This window comes from Anaerotignum faecicola (assembly GCA_024460105.1).
In the GTDB taxonomy this organism is placed as follows: domain Bacteria; phylum Bacillota; class Clostridia; order Lachnospirales; family Anaerotignaceae; genus JANFXS01.
The window spans coordinates 182,273-201,627 of sequence record JANFXS010000004.1; the positions used below are offsets into that span (position 1 = coordinate 182,273).

The following is a 19,355-nucleotide window of genomic DNA, read 5'->3' on the forward strand; positions in this document are numbered from 1 at the left end:
GGTTAGGTTATACAGCTTATATATGAGGACGGGTTAGAATGTTTTCCATTTCTTTTAAAGACGTAAGCAAAATTTATGAAAACGGGGCGGCAGGGCTTATTGATGCAAATATCGATATAGCGACCGGTGAGTTTGTGTTCCTGCTCGGTCAAAGCGGCTCCGGCAAAAGTACGTTTTTAAGCCTTTTGACAAGGGAGATACTTCCCACTAAAGGAACTATATTTGTAGGCGGAAACGATTTGATAAAAATGAAGAGGAAAAAACTGCCGTACTTAAGACGTAAGTTTGGAATTATCCGCGAAGAAAATCTTCTTTTAAACGACAGGAACGTATATAAAAATATCGAGCTTGCCCTTTTGGCAACACAGCAGCCGGCAGGCTTGATGGAACAGACAATATTTAAGGCGCTGGGCCTTGTGGGCATGAGGGATAAAGCCGAAGCGATGCCCCATGAACTTTCGGGAGGGGAGAGATCTAAGGTTGAACTTGCCAGGGCGTTTGTAAACAATCCGTCGGTTATAATTGCCGACGAACCTACAAGCGGACTTGACCGTGATGCCGCATGGGATATTGCGCAGCTTTTTGACGAAATAAACCGGCTCGGCGTTACGGTTATAATGGCAACACATGATAAAGAAATTGTAAACATAATGCAAAAGCGTGTTGTAACCCTTTACGGCGGGCGCATAATAGGCGATGTAAAAAAGGGAAAATATGGTTATTTGATATAAAGCCTGCTTGTTTTAACAGGCTTTTTATATTGATTTTTAGTATAAATTAATAATTTTCGGCCTAAAACAATATAAATATTTTAGTTTTTCTATCTAATTATTTGTTTTAAATATTATCTTTATTATTATAGTGACGATATATATTATATAAAAGCATAACAATTGGTTTGCCATCGGCAGGAGTTGATTAATATGAAAATAACGCCTAATACGCCGTTAATAGGATACGGCGGGAAACAACCCGTTAACAAAGGGCAGGCATCGCTGGTAAAAACGAACACTAAGAATTTTGATGAAATCCTAATCAGCAAAAACGAAGCCATGCCGGAAGGTATGTTTATTAGCGAACTAAAAAACCGCATTTTAAAAGAAGTGCAGGCGCCTGCTCCCGAAAAAAATATTGAAGAAATAAGATGCCAAATTGAAGACGGCTCTTATGAAACAGGCATTGACGAGGTTATCAGAAGAATGATGCTTTCTTAAATATCATTGGAAAGGGCGCAGTATATAATGGAAAATAACGCAAAACTTCGGGATATATTAATAGAAACAAATTCATTTTTAAAAGAAATTACGGATCTTGAAAAAAAGAAATTTGATTTTGTTTTAAAGAACAATATATCCCGTGTGGAAGAATGTATGAAAAGCGAACAGGCTATGATGCTGAAGCTCAGGGGGCTGGATAGGAAACGCGAAGCCGTCCAGAAGGAGCTGGGCTTTGAAAATATGAGCTTTAAGGAAATTATCGGGACGCTTGCGGAAGATGAAAAACATAATTTTGACGCGCTTTTTGATGAAATGCAGAAAAACCTTAAACTTTATAAGGAAACGTCCAAACTTTCACAGGACGCTATCGAGATTAACCTCCATAGGCTCGATAAATACTTAAGCGAGCTTAACGGCGCGGAAGCGGCGGGCGTATATAACGAGAAAGGCAGCGTTGTAAGGGGCGAAAGCAGTTTCAGGAGCAGACGTGTTTAATATGAAAAGATTTTTTGCGGAGGAATAGTTTATGATTAATTCGACATTCGGCGGTTTTATGACGGCCCGCCTCGGTATGACGGTTGCGCAGCAGGCGTTGAACATAACGGGGCAGAACATTTCAAATATAAGCACTCTCGGCTATACAAGGCAGAGAGTAGACCAGGTAAGCTTTAATGTAGGCGGCGGCTCAAACCGATACTCGTCATTTTATAATGTAAATATAGGAAACGGCGCCTTGGTTACGGGCATTTCCCAGATCCGCGACCCGTTCCTTGATAAAAGGTTCAGGGCGGAAATGGCGCAGGTAGGAGAATATGACATTAAAATATCAGGGCTTAAGGAGCTCAGCAGTATACTTGACGAGGCCTCGAAGGTTGACGATGAGGGCGGTATCCATAACCAGATCGGGGATCTTTTAAGCAAACTTGACAAGCTTGCTTCAAACGTAGGCAACAAGGAATTTGACAGCATGGTTAAATCATCGGCCCAGGTGCTTACGGAGCTTTTAAATTCCGCGGCAAAGCAGCTTGAGGAAGTAAGGAAAAATCAGGAAACGGATTTAAAGGACGTCGACATACCGGCTGTAAACAACTTATTGAACAATATAAGGGATCTTAATAAATCCATAAAAGAAGCCAACCTTCACGGAAACGCCGCTTTGGAACTCAAGGATCAGAGAAATCTCCTTATTGACGAGCTTTCCTCGTATCTTGATATAGAAGTTAAATACGATACGGTAAAATATACGGACAGTATTTCTGTTGAAGAATTAAGTATTGAGCTTGTAGGCAAGGACGGCAAGAAGATAACCCTTGTTGATGACGAACAGGCAAGGCAGTTGGAGCTTACTTCTCCCGATCAAAACGGTACGGAGGATTGGAAAATCGGGCTTACAAAGCTTGATCCGGACGATAAGGAGCTTGATTTCAAAATAGCCGAGGCACAGCAGAAACTGCAGAAGGAAATGGACGCAGTGAAAAATGCCACCGATAAGCTTACAGAGGCTCAGAAGTTACTTACGGACGCCAATAACACGCTGAATAATGCAAATGCGGCTTTTACGGCCGCGCAGGCGGATACTGCCGCAAAACAAACGGCCGCCGATAAGGCGAAGGCGGACTATGAGGCGATAAAGGCCAATCCGAACAGCACAAAGGATCAGATTACGGCGGCGAGGAAGGTTTACGACGAAGCGAGGGCGGCGCTGAAAACTGCCGAAAAAGCCGAAGTTAAAGCCCAGACTGCCCTGACTAATGCGCAGGCAGAGGCTGATAAGGCACAGAAAAAAGTCGACGATCTCAATACGGAAATTGCGGAACTCCAAAAAACGGAAAAAGACAGGATTGATGCAGCGCAGAAGGAGCTTGATAAGGCAAATAAGGATAAGCAGGATTCGTTGGCGGCGGGCGCGGCAATAGGCGATATTACAGACGATATATTAACAGGCTCCCTTAAAAGCTCGCTTGACCTCCTTAATGACGACGGCGAGTTCGATCAGGATCCAAACGCGACAAGGGGTATCGGCTATTACCAGAACATGCTGGACTCCCTTGCAAATAAAATTGCCACAACGTTAAATGAGGCGAATAATCCATATCAGTTTACGGACGGGGCAGGACAGCCTGTTGAACACAACCTTTTTGAAACAAATGACGGCACCGATAAAATAACGGCGGGCAATATAAAAATAGCCGATGGCTGGAACAACAACGAATACGGCATAACGGCCTCAAAGGATCCCAATGCGCCTGAGGGGGCAAATGACAACATACTGCATATGAAAAACCTTTTTACGGAATCTATGGTGTATGATACAAACGGCGACGGTACGGGCACAAAACTCTTTGAAGGCACATATCAGGAATTTTTCTCAAATATGGGCGTTGTGCTTGGCCTCGATATAAAATCCTCGACAGAGATACTTAACAATCATGTGCAGCTTGCCGGAAGCATTTCAGATGACCGTGACAATGTTTCAGGCGTATCGCTTGACGAGGAAGGCATGAATATGCTCCAGTATTCAAAGGCATATTCTGCATCGGCCCGAATGATGACAGTGCTTGACGAGGCGCTTGACACTATTATAAATAAAATGGGCGTTGTAGGAAGATAACGGAAGGAGGATTTGATTAATCATGAGGGTAACTACAAGGGCTATTATGAGCAACTATAGCCGAAATCTTAATAAAACCATGGCTAACCTTGACAGTTCAAGGCAGAAGGTTCTTACCAAAAGGAAGTTTAACAATATAGATGAAGACCCTTCCGCAGCGGCGCGTTCTTTTAAGCTGAGGAGGGAATTTAACCAGAATGCGGACTATCTGGAAAACGTAAAAACTACCATTTCTATGTTTGATACTGTTTCAAGCAGCGCGCTCAGCATAAGCGGCGTGCTTAACGAGCAGGTAAACGAAGATACGCTCAGCGCAATTAACGGCGCAACAAGCTATGAAGCAAGGCTTACATATGCGAAAACCCTTAGAGGGATGCAGGACTCAATAGTTTTGAGCTTGAATGAAAAGTATGCCGACAGGTTCCTTTTCGGCGGGGCGGGAACGAAGGAAGCGCCTTTTGAGCTTAAAGACGATAAGCTTTATTACAGAGGGATAGATGTTAATACAACGGATCCCGACGAAATAAAAAAGCTTGAGGAAATGATGGATGAAACGCTTTATGTGGATATCGGATTCGGCATGGAGGAGAATGCCCAGGGCGACGTTGTAGGAAGCAGTGCCTTTAATACGGCTGTACCGGGTCTTAATATTGTAGGATACGGGCAGACTGCCGACGGCGTAAGCAAAAATGTTGTAACGCTTCTGGGACAAATGGCCGATGCCCTTGAAGAACCGAATCTTAACGAGGCAAAATTCGGCAAGCTTATGGATCAGTTTGTTGAGAGCAAAAACGACGTTGCCGATTTTGTTGCGGAACTTGGGACAAAAAGCGAGTTTTTGGAAAACAGGAAAAAACAGCTTGAAACGGCAAGCGATAATATAAATGTACAGATTGTAGACGTTGAAAATGTCGATATGGCGGCGGCTATATCGGATTATGTATGGCAGCAGTATGCATATAATGCGGCGTTAAAAGTCGGAACAAGCATACTTTCGCCTTCTTTTATAGATTTTATGAAATAATGTAAAAAGTATTTTTAGGGAATGGATTTATAAATAGTTTGGGGAGGTTTGAAATATGGAACCTTTAATTAAAATAACTAATGTTCCGATAGCGTTTGAAATGAAGGTAAATAATGCGCATTTGGAATACAAAAACGGCACGGCGGATTTGGAGATAAAAAGGAACGACGGCAGGATGGAAATTTCCAGCAGCCCGATAAGGCTGAGCATAGATACTTTCCAGGCAAGGGATTCAATTTCCCCGGCGTCAGTTTCCAGCAGTATTCAAAGGTATGCCCAAGCCGGAAAAACAGCGGCATACGAAGCTACCGCATCCATGGCGCAAAACGGGCGTCTTATGCTTAAAGCAAAAATAGGCGACGACGTTTTGGGTAATATAATCAAGGAAAATACGGACAAATATTTTCAAATGAAGGATTTTAACGTTGAGTTTATACCGGATACTATGGCTGAGTTAAGCTGGTCGCAGCCGGATGTTACAATAGACTATCAAATGGATAAGCTTAATTTTGACTGGCGTATTTTTAAAGGCGACTTTGAATTTGTGCCGGGCAATATAGAGTTTAACATAACGCAGCAGCCCGATGTAATAATAGAGTATATCGGCGGCCCTATTTATGTTCCGCCAAGCAGCGATCCTAATTATGAACCGATAGATGTAAAGGCGTAATTGAGGCTAACTTAAAGGATTGTTTCGGACATAACGGCTTTCTGAAGTTTAATATGCCCGGAGGAAAATGTTCCGGAAGGATTGAGAGTTTTAAACAATACAACGAAAAGTATGCCCTGGATTTGGGCATACTGATTGTTTGTATATGACAATATTTTTCCGGATTATTGCGGTATCCGTCCGGTATTTATATAGCGTAGGATCTCTTTGCACGATTGATTTAATTCATAATAGTTTACAATATTAACGCGGAATGGGGAATAGCATGGAAATAGAAACAAAATATTTCGGCAGTCTGCCTTTTTCAAGCGACGAGGAGATAAAATTTGAGAAAGGTATTTTTGGATTTCAGCAGGATAAAAGGTTTGTATTAATAAGATTTGATAATGAAAGCGGGAATATATTGTGTTTGCAGAGCCTTGACGACGTGGATCTTGCTTTTACAGTTATGAACCCGTTTGCTTTTATACCTGATTATACGCCGACGCTTACAGAAGAGGAGCTTAGATACCTCGACGCCGCCGACGAAAAAGAACTTAATTTTTATAATATTTGTGTTATAGCCCCCGAGATAAAAAACAGTACTGTTAATTTGAGATGTCCTGTTGCGGTTAACCCTGAAAACAAAAAGGCAATTCAAGTTATTTTGGAAAACAATCGGTACGAATTTAAATATCCTTTTTATAAATTTTTAAAGGAGGGCTGATTTGATATGCTTGTTTTGCAAAGGCGTGAAGGCGAATCAATCAGGATAGGCGACGACATTGAGCTTACGGTTACGGAAATAAATCCCGGGGTGGTTAAGATAGCCATAAAAGCCCCGAAAGAAATATCAATTCTGCGCACAGAGCTTATAATTGCCGCCGATATGAATAAGGAATCCATATTAAAAAGCGGCGATATACAGATGATTAAAAATATCGCGAAAAAAGATGCAAACGGACGTTAAAGCGCGCAGGACTTAAAGCCATGCGCCAAAAGCTATGGAGTGTAAATTATCTGACGTTCGGATTATTTTACCGGAGAGCGGCATGCTGTAGGCGTCTTAGATTTATTTTGTATGGAAATTAAAATAAAGCGGCGTATCCGTAAAACGGCGGCGCGGCTGTATCGGATACGCGCGTTAAAAGCATGGTTTCAGCCGTGCGGACACTGTGCCAAAGGTATTTATTTGCGTATAAAATATAGATTAAGCGGATAAAAAATCCGACAATACATTGTGCCGAATACAGAATTTATTTTTTCGGCAGGAAGCTTCAATACAAAAAGCCGTGTTTTCGTGGTGGCTTAAGGCCATATAGAAAATTACGGCTTTTTCTGTTTGAAATCATTATTCAATGCGATAAACTGCTTCAAGGCAAACAAAAAATGATTTTTCGGCCGGACATATTAAACGCTTTTTTCCGGAAGCAGATTGCAGATTTCGTCTATAATATTTGTTTGAATTTCTTTATTAAAATATCCCAGCCTGTAAGCCTTTTCGTTTACTATGATTTTCGGAATACATCCAAGTACGATAAGGTTGCCGCTTGAATAAAGAGTGACGGTGCGGCCCGCTTTCGGTATGGATATATCGCCTGTAAACGAATACAATCCCCTGTGATAAGGATATTTGTCCAATATATCAAATAATTGGCGGTATTCGTCAGAATCGTATTCAAATACATAATCGTATGACGTTTGTGACGTTACGCCGTTATCAACTTTGTTTTCAATGAAGGATATAAAAACCGGCTCGCCATGGAAAATAATGCTGTTCAACGTCATCGGCCAGAACATGTACGAACAGAAAGAAAGTATAAATATAAATATTACAGCAATAACAATTTTCTTTTTAGATATCATTTAATTTCCCCCATGTGCCGCAGGCGGCAGGTTAAATAAAATCAGAAACAGTTACTCCGTAATTTTTGGGGCTTTTACAATATATACCGCGCGTAGGGTTATTTCATTGAACGCAGTTTCTGCATAAGTATGTTGGGGATATTTTCACATGACGCCTGAGTGCATACTCCGCCCATTTCATATGCGACCATAGGCATACCGTAAACAACGCATGATTCTTTATTCTGACCTATTGTATAAGCTCCGTTTTGGCGCATACGGCAAATCCCGGCCGCGCCGTCGCGGCCCATGCCGGTTAGTATTATGCCGATGCCGTTGGTTTTAACCGAATCGGCCATAGAATTAAACAAAACGTCTACGGAAGGCTTGTGGCCGCTTACTTTTTCGCCGTCGAAACAGGAAACGCTGTACTGCGCGCCTATTTTCACAACTTTCATCTGCATGTCGCCCGGAGCGATAAGAGCTTGGCCCCGCACTATTTTATCACCGTTTTTGGCTTCTTTTACAGTCATGCTGCATAAACGGTCAAGACGGTCGGCATACATTTTTGTAAATCCGGGCGGCATGTGCTGCACTATAACCATACCGGGCGTATCGGCAGGGAGCTCCTTTAAAACGCTTAATGTTGCTTCAGTGCCTCCTGTAGAAGCTCCAAGGGCGATTATTGTGCCGTCAAGTTTTGCCGATGGGCCTAGGAGGCCATGCGGCGTTTGCCGTGCAGATGTTTTGCGTACCTGCTGGGCCTGTGAAGGAACGCGCACTTTCGCATTTGACGCTATATGGATTTTTCTGCCGAGATCCGACATAAAGTTTTGTATATTGTTCCCCTGAGAGGCGTCCGGCTTTCTTACAAAATCAACGGCTCCGGCCGACAGGGCTTCAAATACGCTTATATTTAAAGACGATACGAGTATTACCGGTATAGGGTTCTGCGGTATAAGCTGTTTCAAGAATTCAATGCCGTTAAGCCCCGGCATTTCAACGTCCATTGTTATTACGTCGGGATTAAGCAGAGGTATCTTTTTTTTGGCGTCAAAAGCGTTTATTGCATATCCGATAACTTCTATATTATCCATTTTTGAAAGGTTGTCTATGAGAACCTTCCTGAAAAAGATCGAATCGTCAACAACGAGAACTTTTATGATTTTTGATGATGGATACATTATTTACCATAACCTTTCCTGTATTTGTTATTTGTTTAATAAAGGTTTGCGGTATGTCGCCGGCATAATATACTGATATTTGCTGACAGCGCGGTTGATGCTTTCGGAATGTCCTATAAGCAGATAGCCGCCGGGATTTGAAGCGTTATAAAATCTTTCAACCAAAGCGTCTTTTGTCGGCTGGTCGAAATATATCATAACATTGCGGCAGAATATCACATCAAAAGGCAGTTTAAACCGTATGGGCTCCATTAAATTGAAGGTCCTGAAAATAACGTTGTTTTTTATTGCGGGGGCAACCGTAACTTTGCCGCCCGAAGGCGACTGGACGAAATAATCCGTTTTCCAGTGCGGAGGGACCGAATTAATGGACTCCGCCAAGTATTCGCCTTTCATAGCCGCCTGAAGCACATTTTGTGAAATATCCGTGGCAAGCACGCGGGTATCCCATGCGCCCGCCTTGCTTCCGAGATAATCTTTAATAAGCATGGACAGGGTATAAGGCTCCTCGCCGGAAGAACATCCCGCGCTCCATATGCTTAAAACCTTGTTTTTCTTTGTTGAAACAAGGTAGGGAAGTATTGTGTTTGAGAAAAAGTCGAAATGTTCTTTTTCCCGCATGAAATATGTGTAATTCGTAGTCAGCTTATTCAGCATTTTTTCGATGTCCGGTTTATTTGTCGTAGTCGTAATATATTTTACATACTGTGAAAAGTCTGCCATACCCATGGCGGTTATTGTGCTTGTCAGCCTGCTTTCGATAAGCTGCCTTTTTTTATTCAGGTCGATACCGTAATTTGAATGTACAAATTTAACGAGGGTTGTAAAGTCTTTGTCGTCTATTTTAAGCATAACGCCTCCATGTTTAAAATATGCCTTTAATTATATAATCCGCCGGACACGGCATCGTATCCGGCGGTATATATTTTCAGTATGCCTTTCCCAGAGCTTCGTTGTCAAGGACAAGCATTGTGCTGCCGTTGTTAAGTGTTAACATTCCGCTGACAAGTTCCTCGCAGTTATTTACGGTAGGCGGGGAAATGCGGCTTGTGTCTATGTCGAGCATTTGCTGGACGGTATCGACAAGTATGCCGAGCATAACGGAATTAATGTTTAAAACTATAATGCAGTTGGATCCGCGTGGGTTTTCATATTCCGGTTTGCCCATCCTAAGCCTTATATCCACTATCGGTATAATCTGGCCTCTGAGATTTATTATGCCTTTTATATAATACGGCACAATAGGCAGGAAAGTTATGTTGTGGTTTATTATTATTTCCGTAACATAAGAAGCGTCGACGCCGAAAATAAGGCCGTCCGATAAAAATGTAAGGAATTTTCTTGTGTTTTCAGCAGCGGCCGCTATGTCGGAAAGCCTGCTTTCCTTTTCGCCCGCCGCCGTATTGTTATTGTTTTCAGACATATCTAGTTACCTCCCAATCAGCTGAAATTGTGCGCTTTGGCATAAAGGTTTGCTATATCAAGTATAATGCTTATGTTGCCGTCGCCGAGTATTGTGCATCCGGCAATGCCGCTGTCTTTTATGTTGAAACTGTTAAGATATGCGGGAAGCGGCTTAACTACAACCTGCTGTTCGCCTATAAGTTCGTCAACAAACAGGCAGTACGATTTTTCGGCGGCTTCAACCCAAATTATAATGCCGTCGTCAATTTCCGTTATTTCCGTATCAAGGTTATACAGCTCATGAAGGCGGAAAACAGGATAGAATTCGTCCATCATTTTAATAACTTCGCTGTTGTCGACATTGTGAATTATATCGGCTGAAGAAGCTTTTATTGACTGGCGGATGTTATTAATAGGGATTGTGAAAATGGATTTTCCGACGGACACTTCCATTCCATCGACAATCGCCATTGTAAGCGGTATTTTAAGCGTAGTGCATGTGCCTTGTCCCATGGCGCTTGAAATTGTAACTATGCCGCCGACATTTTCGACATTCTTTTTCACAACGTCCATGCCGACGCCCCTGCCTGAATATTCCGTAACTTCCTCGTTTGTGGAAAATCCCGGTATCATAAGGAGATTTAATATTTCCCTCTGGCTGTATTCGCTTTCCGGCTTTGTTAGAAGGCCGTTACGCTGCGCCTTGGCCAAAACGGAAGCCGGGTTTATGCCTTGGCCGTCGTCCTCAATGGAGATTATAACTTCGCTTCCGGTGTGTTCCGCTTTGAGTATAATTTTGGCTTTGGCCGCCTTTCCGGCGTCTAGCCTGTCCTGTACGTTTTCCTCTATGCCGTGATCCATGGAATTTCTTACGATATGCATAATAGGGTCGCCTATGCCGTCCACAATGGCTTTGTCAACTTCCGTATCTTCGCCTATAAGCACAAGCTCCACATCTTTGCCGAGTTTCTGGCCCATATCGCGGACAATGCGGTTCATTTTCTGGAATACTCCGGAAATAGGCACCATCCTTATAGACATAGCGATGTCCTGAAGCTCGTCCGTAAGCTTCCTGAGCTGGCGCGCGGATTTTGTGAAGCTGTCAAGTTTAAGGCCGGCAAGTTCCGGGCAGGAAGTAACCATTGCTTCCGTGATAACGATTTCGCCGACTATTGCCATGAGGCTGTCAAGCTTTGAAAGGTTAACGCTTATGAGGCTTTGTTTAGCCTGAGCATGTGAGGAAGGCTGGGTTCCGGCATTTTTTTTCGGAGATGCGGCGGGTTTTTTCGGTTCTTCGGATTTTTCGGAAGACGTCGGTTCCGTGCTTTGCGTTTCGGAAACGTTCTGATGTTCCGCCGCGCTGTTTTCTATAATTTCATATGTCTGTATGTTGCTTTGCTGTTTTACTACAGAAACGGCCTTTTCAGCGGATTCTTTGTCGTTCAGCCCTATAAAAAACCCGTGTTCTACAATTTCATGGGCGGCTTCGGAGCGGGACTCCACATCTTTCGGATAATAAGTGAAGGCGCCTACGGCGTCGCTCAAAGCCGTAATAAGCATAAACGCGCGCAGATGTTCCATGCCGCACCCTTCGTCGAAAAATACCCTTAAAAAGTAAGGGGAATTATCCGGAAGCTCCGTTTCGTCGGCTTTTGCGGCGGGCTCGCCGGCCTGTGCGGGAGCGCTCTCGGAGCCGCCGTTTTGCGCGCTGCCCGCGCCTGATGAAAAATGGCCTGTAATTTTATTGATAAAATCATTAATTTTTTCAAGCTGGATGTCGATATTATCAGTAAGAGTTTCGTTGTTTTCGATTTTTTCGATTTCGGAGCGCATAAAGTCGATGCCGTTAAAAACGAGGTCAAAAAGCTCATGATGTTCCTGCTGGCTGCAGACTTCGTCAAAGGTATCCACGCCGTTATCTCTTATTAAGAAGAATAAGTCTTCGATTTTATGGGCAATTTTCATAAGGCCTGAAAATTCCATCATAGCGGAAGAGCCTTTTATGGTATGCATTATACGGAATATTTCATTAACGTCGTCAACAGTAAATTGTTTCGATTTTTCAGCGTTTAAAAGTATTCCGTCAAGTTGTTCCAAAAGGGTATTTGTTTCAAATAGATACATATCAAGCATGTTATCTGTGCCGTTGTCCATAATACTTGTACACCACCTTAATTATTTATAGGTATATTTTTATAAAAATTATCTTCATTAATTTATATCGTCAAAAAAAGAAAAATAATAATAATTATATCGTCAAAAAAAAGAAAAATAATAATAGTTTATTATAAACTAGAAGGTGAAAAAATGTCGGATATTTTAAAAGTTACAACGCCGAACACAGTATATGAGAATGCTCAAAGGCCAAACAATGTTACGGTTAACGACCCTGTCATTCAAAATATTGCCGATCCTACAAAGGTTACGCGCCCCGACGGGCAGGCGGCCGCAAACGAACAGAATTTGGGCCTTAATTACGAATCCAATTTTGAAGGATTTATTTCGCTTTTAAGGAATATGCCGAATATAACCGAAATTTTCAGCCAGATATTTTTTCAGATGGGCACGGAAGTTTCAAGCGGCATAGGAGAAAACTTTGCAAACGAGATTTCAAAATTCATGGAAATGATGAAAATGTCGCCGGAGCAGCTTGCGGATTTTGTGAAAGCCCAGGTGCAGGGGGCCGTTAAATTCAACAATGTGTTTTTCGACGCGTTGGAAAACGTGCTTGCGAAAACAAATTCCATGGAACTGCAAAGGGAAATACTCAATTTCCTTAAAATTTTCAACGACGCTTCTTCAAGCGGCTCAACGCTTAAAAATATAGATTCCATAATAAAAAATATGTCTAAATATATGACGTCGAATTTCAGGGGCCAGCTTTCGCTCCTTGCGGAGAAGCTCCAGTTTGAAAACGGAGGGCATATAGGCGAAAATCCTCGGAATACGCAGATCCTTAAAAAAGAGATTGTACCTTTTCTTTCCCAATATGTCAAACAGACAAATGATTTGGGAAAAGTTCGGGATATGATAACTATGCTTACGTTAAATGTTGCAAAATACGAAAATGGGAGCTATGATAAACTTGTACAAAGCTATACGAAGCTTTTAAGTTTCAAAGATTTCCATTCGGTGTTCGGCGGGCTGGGCGACGACGCGCTGTTAAAACTTTTTTCCGAAAATAAGGAGAATGATTTTGTCGAAACATTCATACAGATTATGAAAAAGGGCCTTAGCGGAGAAGGCGGGTTTGAAACGAAACTTGTATTCCAAAACGTGTTGAACTCCATGCTTGTAAACCAAAGCGTGTATATGCCGTTAATGCATTTTATAATACCGGCCGAGATATTCGGAAACGTAATGTTTTCGGAAATATGGGTGGATCCCGACGACGGGCAGCCGGGAGGCGGGGGCTCCGACGATGAACGCCGCAATAAGCTGCTTATAAAGTTCGACATAAAGGATCTGGGATTTTTCGACCTTATAGTTTCACAGCACAAAGGCAAGGTTGAAGTGCAGCTGTTTTATCCGCCTTCCCTTGCGGCCGACGAAAAGGCGCTGAAAAAAGATATTGCTTCTATAGTTGAGAAAAACGGTTTTTCGGCTGCAAATGTGGCGTTGGGACGTTCTGTAAAGCCGAAAACGATAACCGAAGTTTTCCCAAAAATTTATGAAAGGAAAAACGGGGTAAATGTCAAAATATAACTTAAATACTTCAAGCCGCGCCGTAGCTTTAAAATATGACGGAAGCGACGTGGCTCCGATAGTGGTGGCCTCCGGCATGGGGCACATGGCCGAAAAGATTGTTGAAACGGCCGTTGAAAACAACGTTCCTGTTTTTGAGGACAATTCCCTTGCAACAATACTGTCGCGCCTTGAACTTGGGCAGGAAATACCGGAAGAACTTTTTAAGATGGTTGTTGATATTTATGTTTATTTTCTGAATTTCTCCCTTAAAAACAAAGGGGAGCAGCCGGGTATGGAAACGGAGCCCGCAAAACTGCCCGTACAGGACGGAGGACAATAAGGTGCAGAGGGGATTTATATGGATAATAAGACGGTTTTGTTAAGCGGGGACAGGAAATACTCCACATGCGGGTTTTCCAAGTTTGATCCAAGCGGAGAAATGGCGGCTATAACGCTTGAGAATATATCGGACGTTGAGAAGTCCGGGATTTATAAAGGCGAAAACATCAGCTTCATTGTCAACGGAAGCTACTATGAATATTATAACGCCGTTGTCGAACGTATAGACAGGGAAAATGGCGTTATATATGTAGGTAACCTTGAAAACGACGCCAAAGAGCTTAATAAAGATATAAAAGTTGAAGTTGACATGATATTCAGAATTTTTTATTATGAAGGCGAAAAGATATTCAGCCGTGAAGTAAACGTTAAGGATATGAGCGCAGGCGGCTTCTGTTTTGTATGCAGGGACAAACTTGACATGGAAAACAAATATGAGGCTATACTTCAGGTTTCGGAAGAACCGATTATAGTGGATTTTAAGATAGTCAGAAGGCTTTACCATGAGGACGAAAAGGAATATGTCTATGGATGCAGCTTTGTCGGCCTCTGCATGAAAGAGGAAGAGATGATACGAAAAAAAGTTTATCAAATGATTTCCCAAAAGAGGAGCAAAATGTAATTATAGGAGGGGTTATTCGGAATGCGAAAAAAAGTTTTAACACTGGTATTATCCGCGTTTTTGGCGTTTGGCCAGACGGCTCCGTATCTGGGGGCGAGAACGGTTGCGGCGGCGGATATAACAAACCACTGGGCAGGCCCTTATATGCAGAAACTTATGCACTACGGTATCATGAGGGGAGATCAAAGCGGAAACCTCAATCCGGATGCGCCCATAACAAGGGCCGAATTTGTTTCCATGACGAACAGGGCGTTCGGTTATGACAGATATCAGGGCGTAAAAATGCCTTTTAAAGACGTAGACGAAAACGACTGGTATGCCGACGATATTGCCATTGCTTACAGCCAGGGATATTTCAGCGGCGATTCCAAAAGTACGGCAAGCCCCGATTCGTACCTTACAAGGGAGCAGGCGGTAAGCCTTATCTGCCGCAACCTTAAAGTGGAAGACTATTACGGCGAGGCTCTCGGCTATACCGACAGCCGTACTTTCAGCGAATGGAGCAAAAGCTCCATTAACGCCGCAAGCGAAAAAGGATATGTTAACGGTTATACCGACGGCACGTTCAGGCCATTCAACAGCATTACAAGAGGAGAAGCGGCAAAAATATTTGCGGACGTCGTAGGCGAACTCGTAGCCGGAACAGGCACTTATTCCTTTGGGGAGGTTAACGGCAACGTAACGGTTTCATCTTCCGGCGCAACTTTGAAGGACACGTTTGTAAACGGCGACATATATATAACCGCCGGGGTAGGATCGGGATACGTTAATTTTGAAAACGTGCAGGTAACCGGCGAAATCATAATAAGCGGCGGCGGCGAAAGCAACGCCGGACAGAACAGTATAAATTTTGAGGACTGCAGCATTAACAAGCTTATTATAGACGGCGAAGAAGGAAAGATTGTTTCTGTAGATACTCTCGGAAACACAACTATAAGGAAAGCCGTTGTTAAAACAGACGCATATTTTGAGAATTTTTCGGGCAGCGACGGTTTCCTTGATATAGAAGTAAACGGCGAGCCGCAGACGGAGCTTTCTCTTTCTGGAGACTTTGAAAAAGTTACCGTTTTAGGCCGTGAAAATTATGTAAGCCTCGGAAAGGGCAGCATACAGACTCTTACTGTAGACGAGGACGCCGTTGACAGCATTGTAACGCTTGATAAAGATACATATGTAAACGATCTGAACCTTGACGCGCCGTGCGAAGTACGCGGGGAGGGAGAGGTGTCGCGCCTTACTGTTTCATCAAACGGTACGGTAACGGAAATGCTTCCCGACGAGATTATAATCCGTCCGGGCCTTACGGCGGAAGTCAACGGCGAGAAAATGGACAGCATAAAAGCCGAACAGGCGTCGTCGTTCCCCAAAATCCTTGCCGGATACCCTAAAGACGACGAAATCGCGCCGACAAGCGTTAACATGCTTGTTAAGACAAATAAGCCCGGAACGCTTTATTACGCCGTAGTTTATGAGGAGGACAGCGGGCTTTCCGCAAAAGAGATTAAAAAGCCGGATAATGTGTCCCAGATTATAAAGTCGGGTACTATTGTTATAAAAAATGCCGACGAGGAAGTTAATGTTAAAGTAAGCGGCCTTAAAGCAGATACAAGATATACGATAGAGGCCGTGCTTGTAGACGAAAGGGACGATACAAGCGGCAAGAAATCGGAGGATTTCAGGACGGCTGACAATACGATACCGAATTTTGCAAGCGGTTATCCTAAAGTTACGGCTACAACGGGAAATACTTTAAGGGTTGAACTTGTCCCTACAAAGGACGTAACCGTTTATTGGGGAGCTTTTCCGGCGGGAAGCCAGGCCCCTACGGACAGGGAGATTATTAACCAGAAGCTCGACGGAGAAGTGGACAAAGGCAAGGAAAAACGCTGCAAAAAGAACGAAATTTCTTATTTTACGGTAAGCGGCCTTAAAGAAAAAACAAGCTATGATATATACATGGTTTTAAGCGATGGGGAAAACAATTCGGCAGTTAAGAAAGTTACGGCTTCAACAAGCGACACAACGCCGCCGGTGATACTCGACGGGTTCCCTAAGCAGGACAAAACAACGGATAAGGCTATAGACGTGCGCGTGAAGGTTAACGAGGACAGCACTGTATACTGGGTGCTTGTTAAAAAAGGAGCCGATTTCCCGCCTCCGGTGCCGCCTTCAACAACGCCGCCCGCCCTTGACTCGGAGGATGCGAAAGACGCTGTCGTTACGGGAAACAACACCCTTAAAAACGGCCGGGTATCCGTAAAACAGGATGCTGAAGGCACAATTAAGCTTAACGGGCTGGAGGCGGAAGGTTCCTACGACCTTTATGTAGCCGCTCAGGACAGCTCCAAAAACACGTCCGTCGTTAAGAAATTATCCGTTAAAACAACGGACATGGTCGCTCCGACGGCAAAACAGGAATTTTCTTTGGATATAAACGGCGAGCCGAAAGTTGAAGGGGATATAACAATCAGGTTCAGCGAAGAGGTGTGGAACAGGAACACCATGAAACCGCTTGACAACGCAACCCTTTCCGAAAACATTAAGCTTTATAACGTTACGGACATAGAGGAAGAGCTTGTCGATATACGGTATGATATGGCCGAAATAGGAATAGACGACGAGGGCAAAACATATGTAACTTTCCCAAGCGCGTCGCTTAACCTCAACAGCGGCGACAGATACCAGTTTGAACTTAGCTTTATAGTTGATACCTCAAACAACAGGATGAAGGATGAAACAAGGCTTGACGTATTTAAAACCGTTTCGCCCCTTGTTCAGCTTTCAAAAACGGAAGCGCCGGAGGATATGGATATTACTTTTTCAATCGATCCGCAGTCTATAAATACTGCCGATACGGTGCTTTTCGACATGATTTTTGAAACGGATACGACTGTTGAATTTATATTGTATGAAAAGGGCGTTGATGAAAACGGCAACCCGGTTGTGGACAGCGAAGGCAATCCGATGTTCTATCCGAAAAGTTATAAGCCGCTTATACTGGCCGGCGACGCTATGACTCTCCATTATATAATCGACAGAAAATCGCTGAACCTTCCGGACTATACGTTTGAAAAGTTCAACGAACTTGAGCAAAGGGAGTACGGCATACGTTTTACAAGCATTAACGGCGATGAAGACAGGGGAAGCTGGAGCAGTACGGTTAAAATGAAAATTAAATGCGTAACGGGCTCCAAAACGGTGCTTTCGGCCCTTGCCGGCAATCCTAAGGGCGGTTTTGACACAGCCCTCGAAAACGGCGCGTCGCAGGTTAACTACCCGCTTGACTTTGAAGTTTCGGCGTCGTTTACCGACACGGCGATACCGGAATTTATGCCGGGGTATCCTGAACTTGAAAACGGCATGGACGACGAAGGAAACGTAATTGTCTCACAGATAGGCGATACTTTAATCCGTCCGGATATTATGACGAACAAAAAATGCGTTTTCTGGTATTTCATCGCTCCTGAGGGCACGGTTAAAGATACGCCGAGCGCAATACAGATTATGAGCGGGGCTATTGCGCCGCCGGCTGGAGGCGTTACCGGAAGCTATCCTATACCGAGCGGAAGGATTGAAGTGCCTGTGCTTATAGAAGGCCTCCTTCCGGAAACCGACTATGAAATGTACTATTTCCTTAAAGGCAACCCGCCGGAGCCTTCGCCTGTACAGGTGATGAAGTTTAAAACTCTTAAAGTTGCGCCTCCGACGCTTTCCCTCCAGGTTATTGACAGGGCGGAATCAAGCGCGACAATAAGAGTCGATTCCGATAAGAACGCGACTATAGACTGGATTGTACTGCCGCAGCTAAGCGTCCAAAAATGGTTTATAAAAGACGAAAAGGGCAATACAATAATAGATCCGTCGATGAAGGAAACGATTAAGGGCATTATAAGGAACGGTCAGGAAAACCTTGACTATAAGCCTATAACGCCTAACGGATTCGGAACGGTTATAACAAAGTATGACAAAACAAATAATAAGTACAGCTCAACCATAGAATTTAACGACATCGAAAGGAATATATATTATGTGTTCTTTGCGGTGGCAAGGACTAATATAGATTCGGGCGAAACAAATGTGGGCGACGATTCGGAAATCGCGTTTGAAATGGATATAACGCCTGCCGACGTAACGGCGCCTTCGGTTGAAGTCGTAACGACGATTTCAAATGCCAAGCCGGTGGCTCATAAAGGCCAGCCGTATAAGGGAACGATACTTTTGACATTCTCTGAAGAAGTGTACTACATACCGGGCGAAAACCAGCAGATGCAGGAGCTTACGGCCCAGTTCTTCAGCGACAACCTCGTTACTACGACAGACGACGATAATATCGATGTAAACGGCGCTGCAAAGGCCCGTCTTAAGCTTGTCGAATATACTACAAAAAGGGCGGCCGACGGCGGAAGGGCTATCAAGACAATAAAAATATCGTTCTCCGGAATTATCAACAGGGATACGATATTCTTCCCATATGAGCTTTGCGACGTGAATGGGAATAAATCAGGCATGCTGAAACTTACTTTCCACGATATGGAAGGCGCCGACGGCGTTGGCAGGGGCGAGTCCTACTGGTCCAGCGAATTTACGAACGAAGCGCCGTAAAAGATAATTATGCCGAAAGGTTCCGGTACTGCTTTAACGCTTTACCGGAATTTTTTGGAATAACAGAGTTTATACCTGACGTTGAGGCGGTTAACGGCGCGGCGAAGGCAGAGGCGCGTTTATAAACGGCCGCTTTTGCGCATGATATATCGGGGGTTATAATAAATTATA

17 protein-coding genes are annotated in these 19,355 nt (G+C 43.5%); 12 read left to right on the forward strand and 5 right to left on the reverse strand.

The features are described 5' to 3' along the window. Positions 1-38: 38 nt before the first annotated feature. The 8 genes from NE664_08045 (at position 39) to NE664_08080 (ending at position 6,471) form a co-directional block, all read left to right on the forward strand. Entirely contained in the window at positions 39-731 is a 693-nt protein-coding gene (locus tag NE664_08045) for an ATP-binding cassette domain-containing protein (protein MCQ4726607.1), read from the forward strand. A 192-nt stretch (positions 732-923) separates the two neighbouring features. Continuing rightward, the gene (locus NE664_08050; GenBank protein ID MCQ4726608.1) at positions 924-1,214 is read left to right on the forward strand and encodes a hypothetical protein; all 291 of its coding nucleotides are present in this window, start codon (positions 924-926) and stop codon (positions 1,212-1,214) included. Positions 1,215-1,241: 27 nt separating this feature from the next. Next, positions 1,242-1,712 (forward strand): flagellar protein FlgN, encoded by a 471-nt coding sequence (locus NE664_08055; GenBank protein MCQ4726609.1) that lies wholly within the window; start codon positions 1,242-1,244, stop codon positions 1,710-1,712. Positions 1,713-1,743: 31 nt separating this feature from the next. Then, positions 1,744-3,828, forward strand: a complete 2,085-nt coding sequence (locus NE664_08060) for a hypothetical protein (GenBank protein ID MCQ4726610.1) — start codon at positions 1,744-1,746, stop codon at positions 3,826-3,828. Between the two features lie 22 nt (positions 3,829-3,850). Then, a complete protein-coding gene (locus NE664_08065; GenBank protein ID MCQ4726611.1) occupies positions 3,851-4,852 on the forward strand; it encodes a flagellin in 1,002 nt (333 codons plus the stop codon). A 55-nt stretch (positions 4,853-4,907) separates the two neighbouring features. Beyond that, entirely contained in the window at positions 4,908-5,522 is a 615-nt protein-coding gene (locus tag NE664_08070; GenBank protein MCQ4726612.1) for a DUF6470 family protein, read from the forward strand. A gap of 265 nt (positions 5,523-5,787) precedes the next feature. Continuing rightward, positions 5,788-6,228, forward strand: coding sequence for a flagellar assembly protein FliW (locus NE664_08075; protein MCQ4726613.1), 441 nt, complete (start codon positions 5,788-5,790; stop codon positions 6,226-6,228). Between the two features lie 6 nt (positions 6,229-6,234). Further along, positions 6,235-6,471, forward strand: coding sequence for a carbon storage regulator (locus NE664_08080; protein MCQ4726614.1), 237 nt, complete (start codon positions 6,235-6,237; stop codon positions 6,469-6,471). Between the two features lie 440 nt (positions 6,472-6,911). Here the strand turns inward: NE664_08080 and NE664_08085 are convergent, their stop codons facing one another. The 5 genes from NE664_08085 to NE664_08105 all read right to left on the reverse strand — a co-directional run bounded on the left by NE664_08085 (position 6,912) and on the right by NE664_08105 (position 12,088). Further along, positions 6,912-7,367, reverse strand: a complete 456-nt coding sequence (locus tag NE664_08085; protein MCQ4726615.1) for a hypothetical protein — start codon at positions 7,365-7,367, stop codon at positions 6,912-6,914. A 98-nt stretch (positions 7,368-7,465) separates the two neighbouring features. Next, positions 7,466-8,530 (reverse strand): chemotaxis response regulator protein-glutamate methylesterase, encoded by a 1,065-nt coding sequence (locus NE664_08090; GenBank protein MCQ4726616.1) that lies wholly within the window; start codon positions 8,528-8,530, stop codon positions 7,466-7,468. Positions 8,531-8,557: 27 nt separating this feature from the next. After that, positions 8,558-9,382 (reverse strand): protein-glutamate O-methyltransferase CheR, encoded by an 825-nt coding sequence (locus NE664_08095; GenBank protein ID MCQ4726617.1) that lies wholly within the window; start codon positions 9,380-9,382, stop codon positions 8,558-8,560. Positions 9,383-9,458: 76 nt separating this feature from the next. Next, positions 9,459-9,953: a chemotaxis protein CheW gene (locus tag NE664_08100; GenBank protein ID MCQ4726618.1), complete on the reverse strand. Its 495-nt coding sequence runs from the start codon at positions 9,951-9,953 to the stop codon at positions 9,459-9,461. Positions 9,954-9,970: 17 nt separating this feature from the next. Continuing rightward, entirely contained in the window at positions 9,971-12,088 is a 2,118-nt protein-coding gene (locus NE664_08105) for a chemotaxis protein CheA (GenBank protein ID MCQ4726619.1), read from the reverse strand. Between the two features lie 153 nt (positions 12,089-12,241). Here NE664_08105 and NE664_08110 point away from each other — a divergent pair, with 153 nt between their 5' ends. From NE664_08110 to NE664_08125, 4 genes are read left to right on the forward strand one after another with little or no spacing between them, the layout of a single operon-like run. Beyond that, the gene (locus NE664_08110) at positions 12,242-13,639 is read left to right on the forward strand and encodes a hypothetical protein (protein ID MCQ4726620.1); all 1,398 of its coding nucleotides are present in this window, start codon (positions 12,242-12,244) and stop codon (positions 13,637-13,639) included. Then, positions 13,626-13,961: an EscU/YscU/HrcU family type III secretion system export apparatus switch protein gene (locus NE664_08115; GenBank protein MCQ4726621.1), complete on the forward strand. Its 336-nt coding sequence runs from the start codon at positions 13,626-13,628 to the stop codon at positions 13,959-13,961. Before NE664_08110 ends, NE664_08115 begins: the two co-directional genes overlap by 14 nt. An 18-nt stretch (positions 13,962-13,979) precedes the next feature. Next, complete coding sequence (locus NE664_08120) at positions 13,980-14,582, forward strand: PilZ domain-containing protein (protein MCQ4726622.1); 603 nt, start codon at positions 13,980-13,982, stop codon at positions 14,580-14,582. A 21-nt stretch (positions 14,583-14,603) separates the two neighbouring features. After that, positions 14,604-19,184 carry an S-layer homology domain-containing protein gene (locus NE664_08125; protein MCQ4726623.1) on the forward strand — a complete coding sequence of 1,527 codons (4,581 nt, stop codon included), beginning with the start codon at positions 14,604-14,606 and terminating at the stop codon, positions 19,182-19,184. Positions 19,185-19,355: the final 171 nt, after the last annotated feature.